Here is a 14,211-nt window from a genome sequence, read left to right as displayed (position 1 = left end):
GATCTGCTCGTTTCTTCCCGGAACCTCGAATTCGAACCCGTTTCGAAGAACGGCGATTATGCCACCCGCGGCCCCCGCACGCAAGCCGAGTCAGGCGCGCGGGCTGCGGGGCGTGGTGATCTTGAGGTTGAAGATCCCGCTGGACTGGCCGACGTGGCCCATCTCGTCGAGGGCCCGGATGCGGAGGCGGTAGGTCCCCTCGGCCAGCGGACGGTTGAACGCGATCGAGTACCGACCGTTGGCTTCCGACTGGGCTTCGCCGTAGACCTCGCCGGTGGCGTCGTCGAAGATCTGCAACTGGGCGCGGGCCTCGTAGGAGCCGACGAAGGTCGGCTGGGCCACCCGCGAGATGTTCGTCCGGGGGTCGGCCTGGGTCCCGGAATCCCGCGAAATCGTCGGCGCGTTCGGCGCCGGCATCGGCTTGCCGACGATCAGGGTCATCTGCAACACCAGGGCGTAGTCGTTGGTCGTGAGGAAGACCGGCAAGCCCTGAGCCGTGTTGACGGACGTCGCCAGGGTCCCGAGGTTGGTGGCGATCTGGTCGACCACCTCGGTCGACGCCCCCGCCGAGACGAGGACCTGCGAGAAGGCGTTGTTCAGCGCCCGGGCGTCCTGGGCCCGCAGCGACGGCCGGCTGACCACGTCTCGGAGGACGTCGTTGAACGTCTCGACCGAGCTCGGCGTGGCCCCGTGCATCGTGCTGATCGACTGACGCATGCCCTCCTGGATCCCGCTGATCAGCGACTCCGGCAAGACCCGGTTGGGCTCCGTGGCTCGCATGTTGATCGGGATTCGGTCGATCCGCGTGAGCTTCTGCTGGATCGTGTACGGCACGTTCGAGGAGGCGGCGGCGGTCGAGACGGCGGTGGCGGCGGTCGCCGTGGAGAGCATCATCCGGCTCTCCATGCCTTCCGGCCCGGGAATGTAACGGCGGCGGTCCATCGCACCAGTCTCCTTCGCGATACGTCGCGACGCGCGATCGGGAGGTCCGAGCACGCGAGCCGACGAGGGCGTGAGAGCCGCCGGGAAGACGTGACGTCCGGCCCCTCGCCCGGGATTTCCTGCGATCCTCGAGAGATGTCGCCCCGGCGTCCCGATCGGGCTCCGGGGCACGCGGATCTCTACCAGAAGCCCGCGATCCCGCCAAGAGCGCCTTCGAGAATGCGGGCCGTCCTGGCCCTGGGAATCGCCCGAGGCGGGCCGCTGTGATAGGCTTCGCGAATCGCGAAGCCCGGCACAGCCCCTCTCTCCCGCTCGCCCCGACCCGACCCCTTTGTCAATTCCGCCCCCTCGGATCGACCCCCCGGAGGACGCCCATGATTCGCTTCCGCGGAACCGCCCTGACGATCGCCGTCGCGGGCCTGCTCGGGACCCTCCCGCGCTCCTCGGCCCAGGCTCCCACCTCGACCCCTCCCCCCGCCGAGTCCGAGGCCCCCAAGCCGCCGGCCGAACCGGTCGACCGGATCAGGGAGGAAGGCGAGAAGCGATCGCAGGTCATGGCGACCCTGGGCACGCTGACCGACGTCATCGGCCCCAGGTTGACCGGATCGCCGGCCCTGAAGCGGGCCAACGAGTGGACCCGGGACGCCCTGACGAAGTGGGGCCTGGAGAACGCCCACCTGGAATCCTGGGGGCCGTTCGGACGCGGCTGGACCCTCAAGCGGTTCTCGGCGCAGGTCGTCGAGCCCCAGTGCATCCCCCTGATCGCGGTCCCGAAGGCGTGGTCCCCCTCGCTCGACGGCATGCTGACGGCCGAGGTCGTCTACCTCGACGTCAAGACCGAGGCCGACTTCGAACGCTACAAAGGGAAGCTCAAGGGGGCCATCGTCCTGACCGGCCCGACGCCCGACGTCCCCGCCCGGTTCGAGCCCCTCGCCTCCCGCAAGACCGACAAGGAGCTGCTCGACCTGGCCGACGCGGCCGAGCCCGGCTCCGGCCGGCGGCCTCGCCCCCCGCCCCGCCGACCGCCGCCCCCGCCAACGGCCAGCCCCCGCCGACTCCCCCCGCGCGCGTGTTTCCGCCCGACATGCGGGCCCAGATGGAACTGGCGGCGAAGAAGCAGAGGTTCCTCGCCGAGGAGGCTCCCGCGCTGCTGATCGACCCCAGCCGCAACGGCGACGGCGGCACGCTGTTCGTCCAGTCGGCGAGCCTCCCCGGCCCTCCTCCGGGCGAGCCTCGCGGCGAAGGAGCCGCCCCCACTGCCCCGCGGGTCTCGGTCTGGGAAAAGGACGCCCCCCCGGCCATCCCCCAACTCGTCATGGCCAAGGAACATTACAACCGGCTCGTCCGCATGCTCGCCCAGGGCGAGACGCTCAAAATGACCGTCGACCTCGCCGTCGAGTTCCACGACCAGGATCTCAACGCATACAACACCGTCGCCGAGATCCCAGGGACCGACCTGAAGGACGAGATCGTCATGCTCGGCGGCCACCTCGACTCCTGGCACGGCGGCACCGGCGCGACGGACAACGCCGCCGGTTGCGCCGTCGCGATGGAGGCCGTCCGCATCCTCAAGGCCCTCGACCTCAAGCCACGCCGGACGATCCGACTCGCCCTCTGGACCGGCGAGGAACAGGGGATCTTCGGCTCCAAGGCCTACGTCGACGAGCATTTCCGCAGACGCCCCGAGCGCCGGGGACCCGACGCCGAGAGTGCCGACGAAGGCGAGGCGACCGAGGAGACCAAGCCCGAGTACGAGAAGTTCTCCGGCTATTTCAACCTCGACAACGGCACCGGCAGGATCCGGGGCGTCCATTTGCAGGGGAACGAGGCCGTCCGGCCGATCTTCCGCAAGTGGCTCCAGCCGTTCCGGGATATGGGGGCCCAGACGCTCTCGATCGCCAACACCGGCGGCACCGACCACCTGCCGTTCGACGCCGTCGGCCTGCCCGGCTTCCAGTTCATCCAGGACGAGATCGAGTACGACACCCGGACCCACCACTCGAACATGGACCTTTACGACCGCGCCCAGGCCGACGACCTCAAGCAGGCTTCGATCATCATGGCCGCGTTCGTGTACAACACTGCCATGCTCGACGAGAAGCTCCCCCGCAAGCCCGCCCCGACCCTCGCCCGCGCCGAAGCCCGCGCCGCGGCCGTCGGAGGCCAATGAGGCGCTTCGAGACCTGCGCTGTGGCTGCCTTGAACTCCAGCCGACGCCCCAGCCGGCTGGAGCCGGGGACGCAACTCACTCGCGTGGCCGACCCTCAAATCGGACGCTTGACGCATCCACATTCCGCCTCATTCGTACCCTGTCGAAAACGCCTGGCGTCGCTCCGCTCCCCCGACCCGTGGCCCGGCCGGTCCACGAGGAGGCTTTCCCCGTCGACAGCTCGACTCGCCGAGGCCATTCCTGGCTGTTTTCGGCAGAGCACTTCGTCCGCTGAAGGTGATGCGGGCGGACGTTGGGGGGCCGACCGTACCGTGCGAGATACTTCATCCAACGGATTCTCTCGCCGCCCGCATGATCGGGGTCGTTGGCCGCGCGCGGGGGGAGGATCCACGTCCGACGCTCAATCGAGATTCATTGGGGAAGGTCTCGCAGGCGATGTCGATCGTTGGCATGAAGCAGAAGGTGATCCCGAGGCTTCACTCGCCGATTTCCTCGGCTTCACCGCCATCGAATGCCGCTTGTGGATCGAGAGGACCCATCTGCTGATCTTGATATGATACTCAATGCGCGGCGAGTCGTTTTTTTGATAACAAGCTCCGACAAAACCGTCCGACATGAGGTTACGGCCTGAAGAGCTTGGCCATATCTAAGCGGCCTCCGCCGATCTTGGCTTCCATACCCGGCTCGACCACCGAGGCTTCTTTCAGTCGCGCAATGACTTGCGGTGGGGTCAGGCCAGGTTCCTGGGACAGCAATGTGGCAGCTACCCCGGCGACTATGGCCACGGAAAAGCTCGATCGCGGCCCTTCGAACTTGGCGTAACCGTCGAACGACGGATAGACCAACTCGGAACTCGGCACCACGACCCCTACTCGTCGGCCAAAATTGAGGATGGGTGCGAGGGAACCGTCGCGTGTGGTTCCTCCGACGAATAACACGTTGGAGTAGCTCGCCAACCACGAATAGTCGGGAATATCGTCGATGTTCCGGCCGGCGTTCCCGGCCGACTTCAGGAACAGCACGCCAGCCCTCTCGGCCTCTTTGAGCGCCGCTTCGACATCTGGTGTGGGGCGTTCGAATTGGCCGAAGGCGCAGGCGATGACCCTGGCCCCGTTGCGTACGGCATACCGAACGGCCCGTGCGAACGCCGTCTGCAGGTCGACAGGTTCTCGAACTTCGAACTCGGGCGAGCCGGCGACTCGCAGATTCATGACCCGAACGTGCCGGCCGACTCCGACGATACCGATCCCATTATCCGGCACCGCGGCCATCAGGCCGGCAAGCGCGGTGCCGTGGTCGTGCTGATCGGGGATCGACGGCACCGGATGGCTCGTCGGGTCGTTCTTCTCGTACGCGAAGTCCCAGCCCCAGAGGTCGTCGACGTATCCGTTGCCGTCGTCGTCCTCGCCGTTGGGCTTCTCGCGCTCATTTTTCCAGATGTTCGCCGCGAGATCCGGGTGCTTGTAATTGACGCCGCCGTCGAGCAACGCGACGGCGACCGGCTTGGCCGGCCTAATGTGACCCCAGGCTTCGACGGCGTTCAGGCTGCCCGGAGCGCCATGCTCATCGCCCGGTGGATACAGATACCACTGCTCGGAGAACATCGGGTCGTTCGGATGGGCCGTGGAGCTGGTCGGCCCATCGCCGGCTCTCCCAGAGATGGCGACCAGCAACACTGACGCACATATGGATGCAGTAAGCGCCGAGGTCGACCCAAGCTGCAACCTTCGCCTTCCACTGCTTCGGAGCTGCGTCGCCATCGCCCTGCCTCCTGGACCAGCCGCCCTAACCAGACCTTGGCTTGGAGCGGACAACGAAGTCAGCGTCGTTTCCGACGGTCCTGGCTTCATCGAGCGGTCGACTGGGGCTCCGGTACGTAACTCGCACCTCGGGATGGGCGAACTCCCAGCGTTCGACTTCAGAAGGTCGCGACAATAGCCCAGGCCGCCCCGCGTACGGTCGATGTGAGACGGATCGCCCCGGCCGCTGGGAACGGCCGGGGCGGCGATGAGGCGTTACAGCCCCGCGCCGGGACGGCCGACGACTTCGCGGACCTGGCCGCGGTCCTTGCGGGCGGTGATGGCGTTGACGGCGTTGAGGTAGGCCAGGGCGGAGGCCTCGATGATGTCGGTGGAGGCGGCGCGGCCTCGGAAGCTGGTGGCGTCGCTCTCGACTTCCAGCTCCAGGGTCACCTCGCCCTGGGCGTCCTTGCCCTGGCTGACGCTCCGGACGACGAACTCGTGGAGGTTGGCGTGGACGCCGGTGACGCGTTCGAAGGCCTTGAAGATGGCGTCGACGGGCCCGTCGCCGATGGCCGCGTCCTGGACGATCTCGCCGTCGGGCCGCCTGATCGAGACGGTGGCCGTGGGCAGGACGCTGGTCCCGGCCGTGGTGTGCAGGCTCACGAGCTGCCACGAGGCGGGGACGTCGCCCAGGTGCTTCTCGACCAGCACGGCCAGGTCCTCGTCGTAGATTTCCTTCTTCTTGTCGGCCAGGGCCTTGAAGTCGTCGAAAACGGTCTGGACCTGCTCGTCGCTCAGGGTGTAGCCCATCTCGACGATCCGGTCGCGGAGGGCGTGGCGGCCCGAGTGCTTGCCCAGGACCAGGTCGGTGCGGGGGACCCCCACGTCCTGCGGGCGCATGATCTCGTAGGTCGAGCGTTCCTTGAGCATCCCGTCCTGGTGGATGCCCGACTCGTGGGCGAAGGCGTTGCGGCCGACGATCGCCTTGTTGCGCTGGACTGCCAGGCCGGTGATCGTCGAGAGCATCCGGCTGACCGGGTAGAGCCGCTCGGTCTTGATGCTGGTGTCGACGCCGAAGTAGTCGTGGCGGGTCTTGATCGCCATGACGATCTCTTCCAGGGCGGCGTTCCCGGCACGTTCGCCGATGCCGTTGATGGTGCATTCGACCTGCCGGGCCCCGGCCTCGACGCCGGCCAGGCTGTTGGCGACGGCCATGCCCAGGTCGTCGTGGCAATGGGTGCTGACGACGGCCCGGCCGATGTTGGGGACGTTGGCGATCAGGTCGCGGATCATGGCCGCGTACTGGGCGGGCATCAGGTAGCCGACGGTGTCCGGGATGTTCACGGTCGTCGCCCCGGCCTCGATCACGGCCTCGATCACTTCGCGGAGGAATTCGGGCTCGGTCCGCCCGGCGTCCTCGGGGCTGAACTCGACGTCGTGCGAGAGCGCGACGGCCCGGCGTACGCCGGCGACGGCCCGCTCGACGACCTGCTCGCGGCTCATCCGCAGCTTGTGCTCGCGGTGGATCGGCGAGGTCGCCAGGAAGACGTGGATCCGGGGCTGCTGCGCGAACTGGACGGCCTCCCAGGCGCGGTCGATGTCGCGGTCGTTGCAGCGGGCCAGGCCGCAGACGGTCGAGCCGGCGACCTCGGCGGCGATGGCGCGGACGGCCTCGAAGTCGCCGATCGAGGCGATCGGGAACCCGGCCTCGATCACGTCGACCCCCATCCCGGCGAGGGCCCGGGCGATCTCCAGCTTCTCGGCCAGGTTCATGCTCGCGCCCGGCGACTGCTCGCCGTCGCGGAGCGTCGTGTCGAAGATCCGGATGCGGTCATCCCCGGGGGCGGGGCTCGATGACGAGGACGGGGCCGACGATTGCGGGGAGGTCATGGCTGGGCTCGTTCCTTGTTCCGGGCGCGGTGGTCGCCGCTCTGGGGGCGACCACCGCGCCGTGCGTTTCGCTGCCATCTCGTTTAGTGTACGCCGCGTTCGGGTCCGCCCGCAAAGGCGAAAGCGGAGGCGAGACGCCCAGCCGGGGGTCGTCGGGGCCGTGGTCGACGAAACGAAGAAGCCCCGAGATCCACCGGTCAGGGTGAGTCTCGGGGCTTCGCTGTTCGACTTTATCGAAGAAGCTCGCCAGCCCTAAGACGATCCACCCTGACGGCCGATAAGGCCCAGGAGGAGGAGGTCGAGGCTGGCAAGCGACGGGATCATTCGGGCGGCTCCGGGATCGGGTGCCTTCACGGCATTGCGCTGAATCCGACGCCAATCCTAGCGCCCGGCCCACCGATCGTCAACCTCTCATCGATGAGAACCGGAACTCCTCACTCAACTCCACCGAGTTCCGACGGAAGATCTCCGGGTGCCACGGGTTCTCCGAATCAGTGGACCGGCCGGGGATTGGGACGACGGCTCGGGACCGGCTCGACGCCGATCCACGGGGTCGGAGAACCCGTGGCACCCCGATCGCCGTCTCCCGATCCCCTTGAGGCGGTGGTGGTGTTATGTGATGGAGTCTCTGAGAACCACATCGCGCGCCGCGCCGCGCCGGACGATCTTCGCGGCCAGGGAAGCCCTGCCGGCTTGACGCCGCCGGCGAGGGGCCTTAAGCTGTCAGCTTGCCACAAGGTCGGCGAAGTACCACCCGGCGGGGCCGCGCCCGGCGCGGCTCGTGCAACCTTTTTTACGTAAGCGGCTGAGGACAGAAGGTTTATGCCCCGTAAGAAGTTCGGACGCAACCGCAAGAATCGCTGCCGGTTCTGCACCCGCGAGGGCTGCCCCCGCCCGGCCTATGTCGACTACAAGGACATCGGCCTCCTGAAGAAGCTGTGCACCAACCAGAGCAAGATGTTCTCCCGCAAGCGGAGCGGCAATTGCGCCGCCTTCCAGCGGGCGTCCAGCGCCGCCGTCAAGCGGGCCCGCTTCATGGCCCTCCTGCCGTACGTCGGCGAGTGAGCCTGGCCCAACCCAGCCGAGCCGGGGCGGGGACCGGGGAAGCCGGCCCGCCCGCCGCGTTCGGCCCCTGCCTCAGCCCCCGGCGGCTGGGGCGTAGAACGCCCTGAACCGGCGTTCGATCTCGTCGACGGGTGTGCCGAGGCGGTCCTCCAGCGATCGCCCCGAACCCCGCTTGATGCGCCCGCGATACGCATCCCGGACATAGTCCAGGAACGGCTCGCGGTACGCGCCCCGCTCGGCCTGCATCAGGAAGAGCGTCAGCGCCATCGCCTGCTGATAGTTGACGTAGATGCGCTCGTCGCGATTGAACGCCGCCTGGTCCTGGCGGAGGAAGTCGCCGAGCCGCTGGAACTTCCGCGCGCCCAGCGAATGCAGGGCCGCTTCCAGCCTCGGGCCGACCAGCCCGCCGACCTCCAGCGCGCCGTCCTTGGTGGGCGTGACGGTCTCGAAGTAGGTCCCCAGGCCCTCGAAGACCCAGTAGTCCCCCGAGTTGTTCAGGTAGGCGTTCGGCCCGGCCGACTCGAACAGGAGCTGGTGCGAGACCTCGTGGTAGAGGGTCGCCTCGACGGGGAGCTGGCCGTCCACGTCCCGGAAGAAGTAGGCCGGTCGGCGGCTGCCTCGTCCCGGCCCGCGAGGATCGTAGTAGCCGAGGCTCTCGGATGCGACCTGCTCGCCGGCGACGGGCCGCATCCGTTCGTGATACTCGTCGCGGTCGGCATAATAGACGACCTGATGGGGGCGGTAGCTCGCGTCTGGCGCCAGCGACGGCGACTTGAACCGCCGGGCCAGCGGCAATTCGTCGCCGACGACGTCGGCCATCAGGGCGAAGAACAGGTCGTGGAACGCTTCCAGACGACGGCCGAACTGGATCGCCTCGGCGAGCGGCACGTCGGCCCGGATCTCGAAATGCTCGGTGTTGATCTGCCAGGGGGTCCGCCAGGTCGAGCGCAGGCGGTCGGCCTCGGCGGCGGGGAGCCAGGTCGTGGGCTTCCCACGGACGGCCGGCGCGGGGAGTTCGCCCAGTTCCAGGTGGACGACCCAGTCCTCGGGGACCCAGCCGTAGGTGGGGTGCGCCACGTTGCCGTCCTTGAGCTGGCGGACGGCGAACGGTTTCGCCCAGCCTCCGTCGTGGGGGACGTAGCCGAGCAGCCGGCGGGCCTCGGCGTGGTCGGGGAGCCGGGCCAGGGTCTCGCGGAGGGCGATCCCGGCGCGGGCCATGTGAGAGGGCTCCGCGGACGCGGCCTTCGTCGCCAGCTCGAAGAAAGACTCCCCGGCGGTCTTGCGGATCGCTTCCAGATCCTGGCCCCAGTCGGTCCCGGACGCCGCGACGCTCGCCAGGCCGCTCCGGGGCTCGACCACGTCGGGGAGCGGGACGAGCCGCGTCGCCGGCCCCTCGGGCGTCGGGGGCGACAGCTTGCGGACCTCGGCGGCGCCTTTCGTCTCGCCCTGCTTCGTCAGGCGATCGGCGAGCGATTGGAGGGCTTCCGACTCGCGAGCGAGGATCGCGCGCGCGTCCGCTTCCAGCTCCTGCGCCCGCTCGACGCCGGTCGTCGGCGGAGGGACCTGGAGCGTCAAGGCCAGCGCGGCGAGGAGCGTTGGGAACATGGCGGCGCGGGTCTCCTTTGGCGGGCCGGGCCCTCGGAAAGGGCGTTTGGATCGGGGCGGGCGGCCACCTGGGAATGATTCGGGCCGGGAGCAGCCGGACTCGCCCCGAATCCCGCGAGACGCCCGGCGGGGGGTTGGGCTGGACGGCCTGGGCGAAGGCTCGCACAATGCGGGCCTTGGCGGGGGGTGGGAGGATTCCCGCCGCCGTTCTCGGCGTTACCACACGGAGGAGACGGACATGAACGCGACGCGACCTCGGATCGGAACCGCGCTTGGGCTGGTCGTCGGCCTGGCCCTCGGCGTCCTGCTCGCGGGGGGGCGCCCGCAACCGCTCCGGGCGGGGGGCGGCGATCGTTCGGGCGAGTCGATCATCGCGACCGGCCCCATCGCCATCCGCTACGACGAGGGGAACAAGATCCAGGTCCCCGAGGACGCCCTCTATTACCTCGACTACACGGCCGGGAAGCTGAAGGCGACGATCCCCAGCTACCGCCAGACGGCGGGGGGGACCCGCCATATGGAGGCGTTCGCCGAGCGCGATCTGGTCGCCGACTTCGCGCTCGACGTCGACAACGGGCCGAAGCCCCACTTCCTGATGACGACCGGCCAGCTCGGGACGCTGGGCGCCGGCTGGGCGCCGTTGTTCGTGATCGAGACCACCACCAGCAAGGCCGCCGTCTATCGCGTGCAGCAACTGCCGGGGGTGAGGAGTCAGGTCCGGATCGACTTGCTGGAAGTCCGTTCGACGGGCCAGGCCGGGGGCGCGGCGGTCGCCCCCCTCGCACCCGGCCGCGGTTGAGATCCGCCGGGCCGTTCCGGGATCAGTTCGGCGGCGCCGGGGCCACGGGGCCGCCGATCGGTCGCGAGGTCATGCCTCCCGGAGGGGCTCCGGGCCCTCCTCCCGCCCCCGCCGGCCCTTCGGGGCCCCCCGCGGCCTCGCCGCCGCCCCCTTCGTCCAGGATCTCCCCTTCGCCGTAGGGGCGGGCCTTCTGCTTGTCGAGCAGCCACTTGCCGCGGGGGTCGAACAGGTGGACCGGCACGACCTGGTTGCCGGTCTTGCCGTAGGTGGAGTACGGGTCCCGCACGCCCGATCCGTAGGTGGCGAAGATGTCGCCGGTGGTGTACTGGAAGAAACCGAGCCAGGCGTGGTCGATCCCCATGCCGAAGGGGGGCTTCGTGTTGTATTCGATGTAGCCGAAGACCTTCTTGTGGACCGGGGCGGCGTGGAAGGCGACCAGGATGATCGCGAAGGTGACGACCGTGGTCGCGAACGAGAACGCCAGCCGGGTGAGCTGGTAGACCGGGTTCGGGAACCGCACCATGACCGGGGCGAGGGTCTCGGTCGCGAGCCGCAAGAGCAGCACCGAGACGCAGAAGATGAGCATCATCGCCAGGGTCTCGGAGAAGCTCCAGCCGATCCCCGTGGAGTCGATGAGGTTCGCGAGCGGCTCGAAGAAGTTGAAGGCGATCAAGCCGCCGAAGAGGACGTTGAAGAACATCAAGGCCGCGCCCCAGGCGCCCTCGCTCGACACGACGTAAGTCATGAAGAGCATCAGGGCCACGAGGAGCGTGTCGATCAGGGCTGGAGGCACGGACATGGGCGAGGTCCCGTAGGCGTTTGGGGGATCGGCGGCCGCAGGCCGGGCCGGGTCACTTGACGACGCGGAGCAGTTCCTCGATCGAGGTCCGCCCCTGGATCACCTGGCGGAGGCCGTCTTCCTGGAGGTAGATCATGCCGCCGCGGCGGGCCTCGGCCTTGATCTTGGTCAGCGAGGGGTTCTCGCGGAGCATCTCGCGGATCGGCTCGGTCAGGACCAGGAGTTCGAAGATGCCGGCGCGGCCGAAGTAGCCGGTGCCGCCGCACTGGGGGCAGACCTGCTCGGGGTTCTCGGGGCGTCGGTAGAAGACGTCGACCTTGTCGGCCGGGAGGTTGGCCTTCTTGAGGAACTCGGGCTTGGGCTTGTAGGGCTCCTTGCAGGCGTCGCAGAGCAGCCGGACGAGCCGCTGGCCCAGGACGGCCGACAGGGCCGAGGCGATCATGAACGGCTCGACCCCCAGGTCGAGCAGCCGGAAGAGCGCCGTGACGGCGTCGTTGGAGTGGACCGTGGAGAAGACCATGTGGCCGGTGTTGGCCGCCTGGCAGGCGATGTTGGCGGTCTCCTGGTCGCGGACCTCGCCGATCATGATGACGTCGGGGTCTTGCCGGAGGATCGACCGCAGGGCGGCGGCGAAGGTCTGCCCGGCCTTGGTGTTCACCTCCATCTGGGTGACGTTGTCGAGGTGGTACTCGATCGGGTCCTCGACGGTGATGATGTTCCGCTGGTAGCGGTCGATCTCGCGGAGGGCCGCGTAGAGCGTGGTCGACTTGCCCGAGCCGGTGGGGCCGCACGAGAGGAACATGCCGTGGGGCTGGGTGACCAGGCTCTTGACCTGCTCGGCCAGCTTGGGGCGCATCCCCAGGTCCTCGAGCTTGCTCACCCCCGACGAGTTGTCGAGGATTCGCATGACCAGCTTCTCGCCGGCCTTGGAGCCCGAGGTGGCGACGCGGAAGTCGAGGTCGCGGCCCTGGAGCTTGGCCCCGAACGAGCCGTCCTGGGGCTTGCGCTTCTCGGAGATGTCCATGGCCGAGAGGACCTTGAACACGTTGATGACGGCGTCGCCGGTGGCCCTGTCGAACGGCTCGGCGGCGTGGAGGATGCCGTCGATCCGGTAGCGGACCGAGAGCTGGTCGGTGGTCGGCTCCAGGTGGATGTCGGTCGCGCGGCGGAGGACCGCGTCGTAGACCAGTTCCTTGGCCGCCATGAACGACCGCGACTCCTCGGCCTGGCGGACCCGGCTGGGGTCTTCCTTGTTGGTTGACCCCGAGGTCTTGCCGATGAACGTGATCGGCGGCCCGGCGCGGTCGACCGACCCCAGGTTCTTGTTGAACAGGGGGCGCATGCCCAGCCTCGCCAGCAGGTCGTTGACGACCTCGCCCAGGTGGTAGGGGGTCAGCACCTTCTGGTCGTCGGCGACGGTCTGATTGCGTATGAAGACGTAGGTGAGGATCGGGATGAAGTAGGCCAGCAGCAACAGCGTCAGGCCGATCGGATAGATGGGGATGGAGAAGACCATCGCCAGCCCGAGCACGCCCGAGAAGAAGATGACGCTGTTCCAGGTCTCGAACTTGGGGTTGTTCAGCTCGCGGCCGTCGTGCTCCACCCAGTCGGTCGTCCGGACCCAGAGCAGGTAGACGAGGATGACCGGGATGAACTTGAAGAGGTTCAGGTAGAAGCCGGGCCCGCGCGGGATGCTCACCGACTCGGCCTGGGCCAGCAGCGGAGAGAGCAGGTCGGCGGCGTCGGCCCCCGAAGCGACGCCGAGCGTCCCCATCAGAAACGTCGCGAGCACCAGAGACGGACGAATCATTGCTGACCTTTCTTGCGTGCGTGATCCCGGGAAGGCGAGCGGGCCGGAGGCCGTCGGGGCGATCGCGACGAGTCTCGCCGCGTCGGCCGCCCCCGCTCGGATCCGACGTCCGGGCGCCGCTCGCCTCGCGGCGCCCTCTCCCCTCGGACGGCCCCGGCGGGCCCGCCGGGGCGTCTCGACTCGTTATAGGATACCAGGCTGGTTGATGGTAATCCCCTTGAGGGCCATTTTCAAAGCTTCGGGCTGGGGCGCGACCTCGAAGGCCACAGCGCGCTCGATCTTCTCGTTGACGACGAGCTGGCGGAGGCTCTCGGTGAAGTCCATCATCCCTTCCTCCTTGCCGATCCGGATCGCGTCGCCGAGCTTGTTGTCGTCCTCGTTGAGGATCAGCTTCTTGACCGTGGGGTTGATCCGCATGATCTCGTTGGTGGGGACGCGGCCGACCCCCTTGTCGGACCATTCCTTGGTCGTCGGCAGCAGCTTCTGGGCGACGATCGCCTTGAGGTTGAACGCCAGCGACTGCCGCAGCGACGAGTGCATGTCCCGCGGGAAGAGGTCGAGAAGGCGGCTGATCGTCGACGGCGCCGACCCGGCGTGGATCGTCCCGAACACGAGGTGCCCCGTCTCGGCGGCGTGCATGGCCGCGCTGAACGTGTCGCGGTCGCGCATCTCGCCCACGAGGATGATGTCCGGGTCCTGGCGGACGGCGTGCTTCAGCGCCGTGTCCCAGTCGATGACGTCGATCCCGACCTCGCGCTGGTTGATGATCGACTTGTCGTCCTTGAACGTGTATTCGACCGGGTCCTCGATCGTGACGATGTGCATCCGCTCGCGCTCGTTGACGTACTGGAGCATCGAGGCGATGGTCGTCGACTTGCCGGACCCGGTCACGCCGGCCAAGATGACGATCCCCTGGTCGTACTGGGTGATGTCGGCCAGGACCGCGGGGAGGTGGAGGGCCTCGAACGACGGGATCTTGTTGTTCACGCGGCGGGCGACCAGGCTCAGCCGCCCCCGCTGCTTGAACAGGTTCACCCGGAACCGGGTCTCGTTGTCGCCGTCGTAGATGAGGTGGGCGAAGTCCACGCCCCCTTCCTCGTCGAGGATCCCGCGCTGGCGGGGGGTCAGGAGCGGGAACATCAGCCGCTCCATGTCCGACGTGGTCAGCGGGGGGAGCTGCATCTGCCTGAGCACGCCGGAGAGCCGCATCGAGGGGGGCATGCCGACCTTCAGGTGGAGGTCGGACGCCTGGTACTTGATGCACATGCGGAACAGCTTGTTCGCCTCGGGCTCGTTGGCCGGCGAGTCGATCTTGGTTTCGACGGCGGTGGACATGGGCTCTCCTCGGGTCGAGATGCGGGGGATCGTGGGCGATCGGACGGGGGAGGC

The 14,211-nt window shown here is 68.2% G+C and carries 10 protein-coding genes and 1 pseudogene; 4 read left to right on the top strand and 7 right to left on the bottom strand.

Going from position 1 to position 14,211, the window contains the following annotated elements:
* Window positions 1-90: 90 nt before the first annotated feature.
* Window positions 91-942, bottom strand: coding sequence for an Ig-like domain-containing protein (locus VT85_RS08565; protein ID WP_068413346.1), 852 nt, complete (start codon window positions 940-942; stop codon window positions 91-93).
* Between the two features lie 374 nt (window positions 943-1,316).
* On the opposite strand from VT85_RS08565, the gene VT85_RS28335 reads away from it, so the two are divergent.
* The gene (locus VT85_RS28335; RefSeq protein ID WP_068413343.1) at window positions 1,317-2,096 is read left to right on the top strand and encodes a hypothetical protein; all 780 of its coding nucleotides are present in this window, start codon (window positions 1,317-1,319) and stop codon (window positions 2,094-2,096) included.
* Window positions 2,097-2,368: 272 nt separating this feature from the next.
* Window positions 2,369-3,112, top strand: a pseudogene (locus tag VT85_RS08555) (M20/M25/M40 family metallo-hydrolase); the annotation flags it as partial.
* Window positions 3,113-3,732: 620 nt separating this feature from the next.
* Here VT85_RS08555 and VT85_RS08550 read toward each other — a convergent pair.
* Window positions 3,733-4,872 (bottom strand): S8 family serine peptidase, encoded by a 1,140-nt coding sequence (locus VT85_RS08550; RefSeq protein WP_197491176.1) that lies wholly within the window; start codon window positions 4,870-4,872, stop codon window positions 3,733-3,735.
* A 255-nt stretch (window positions 4,873-5,127) separates the two neighbouring features.
* Window positions 5,128-6,744, bottom strand: a complete 1,617-nt coding sequence (locus VT85_RS08545; RefSeq protein ID WP_068413336.1) for a 2-isopropylmalate synthase — start codon at window positions 6,742-6,744, stop codon at window positions 5,128-5,130.
* Between the two features lie 822 nt (window positions 6,745-7,566).
* Between VT85_RS08545 and rpsR the strand changes: the two genes are divergently transcribed.
* Window positions 7,567-7,809 (top strand): 30S ribosomal protein S18, encoded by a 243-nt coding sequence (rpsR, locus tag VT85_RS08540; RefSeq protein ID WP_068413333.1) that lies wholly within the window; start codon window positions 7,567-7,569, stop codon window positions 7,807-7,809.
* A gap of 72 nt (window positions 7,810-7,881) precedes the next feature.
* On the opposite strand, the gene VT85_RS08535 is transcribed toward rpsR, so the two are convergent.
* Entirely contained in the window at window positions 7,882-9,414 is a 1,533-nt protein-coding gene (locus tag VT85_RS08535; RefSeq protein WP_068413329.1) for a DUF1570 domain-containing protein, read from the bottom strand.
* 238 nt (window positions 9,415-9,652) lie between these two features.
* Between VT85_RS08535 and VT85_RS08530 the strand changes: the two genes are divergently transcribed.
* The gene (locus tag VT85_RS08530; RefSeq protein ID WP_068413326.1) at window positions 9,653-10,213 is read left to right on the top strand and encodes a hypothetical protein; all 561 of its coding nucleotides are present in this window, start codon (window positions 9,653-9,655) and stop codon (window positions 10,211-10,213) included.
* A 22-nt stretch (window positions 10,214-10,235) separates the two neighbouring features.
* On the opposite strand, the gene VT85_RS28330 is transcribed toward VT85_RS08530, so the two are convergent.
* The 3 genes from VT85_RS28330 to VT85_RS08515 form a co-directional block, all read right to left on the bottom strand.
* Window positions 10,236-11,012, bottom strand: coding sequence for a CvpA family protein (locus VT85_RS28330; protein ID WP_068413322.1), 777 nt, complete (start codon window positions 11,010-11,012; stop codon window positions 10,236-10,238).
* 52 nt (window positions 11,013-11,064) lie between these two features.
* Window positions 11,065-12,822 (bottom strand): GspE/PulE family protein, encoded by a 1,758-nt coding sequence (locus VT85_RS08520; protein WP_068413319.1) that lies wholly within the window; start codon window positions 12,820-12,822, stop codon window positions 11,065-11,067.
* Window positions 12,823-13,005: 183 nt separating this feature from the next.
* Window positions 13,006-14,157, bottom strand: a complete 1,152-nt coding sequence (locus VT85_RS08515) for a type IV pilus twitching motility protein PilT (protein ID WP_068413316.1) — start codon at window positions 14,155-14,157, stop codon at window positions 13,006-13,008.
* Window positions 14,158-14,211 lie beyond the last annotated feature (54 nt).

Origin of the sequence: Planctomyces sp. SH-PL62 (assembly GCF_001610895.1) — a bacterium.
Classification (GTDB): Bacteria; Planctomycetota; Planctomycetia; order Isosphaerales; family Isosphaeraceae; genus Paludisphaera.
The sequence above is the reverse complement of the archived record's forward strand: the minus strand, read 5'-3'. Positions and strand labels throughout refer to the sequence as shown.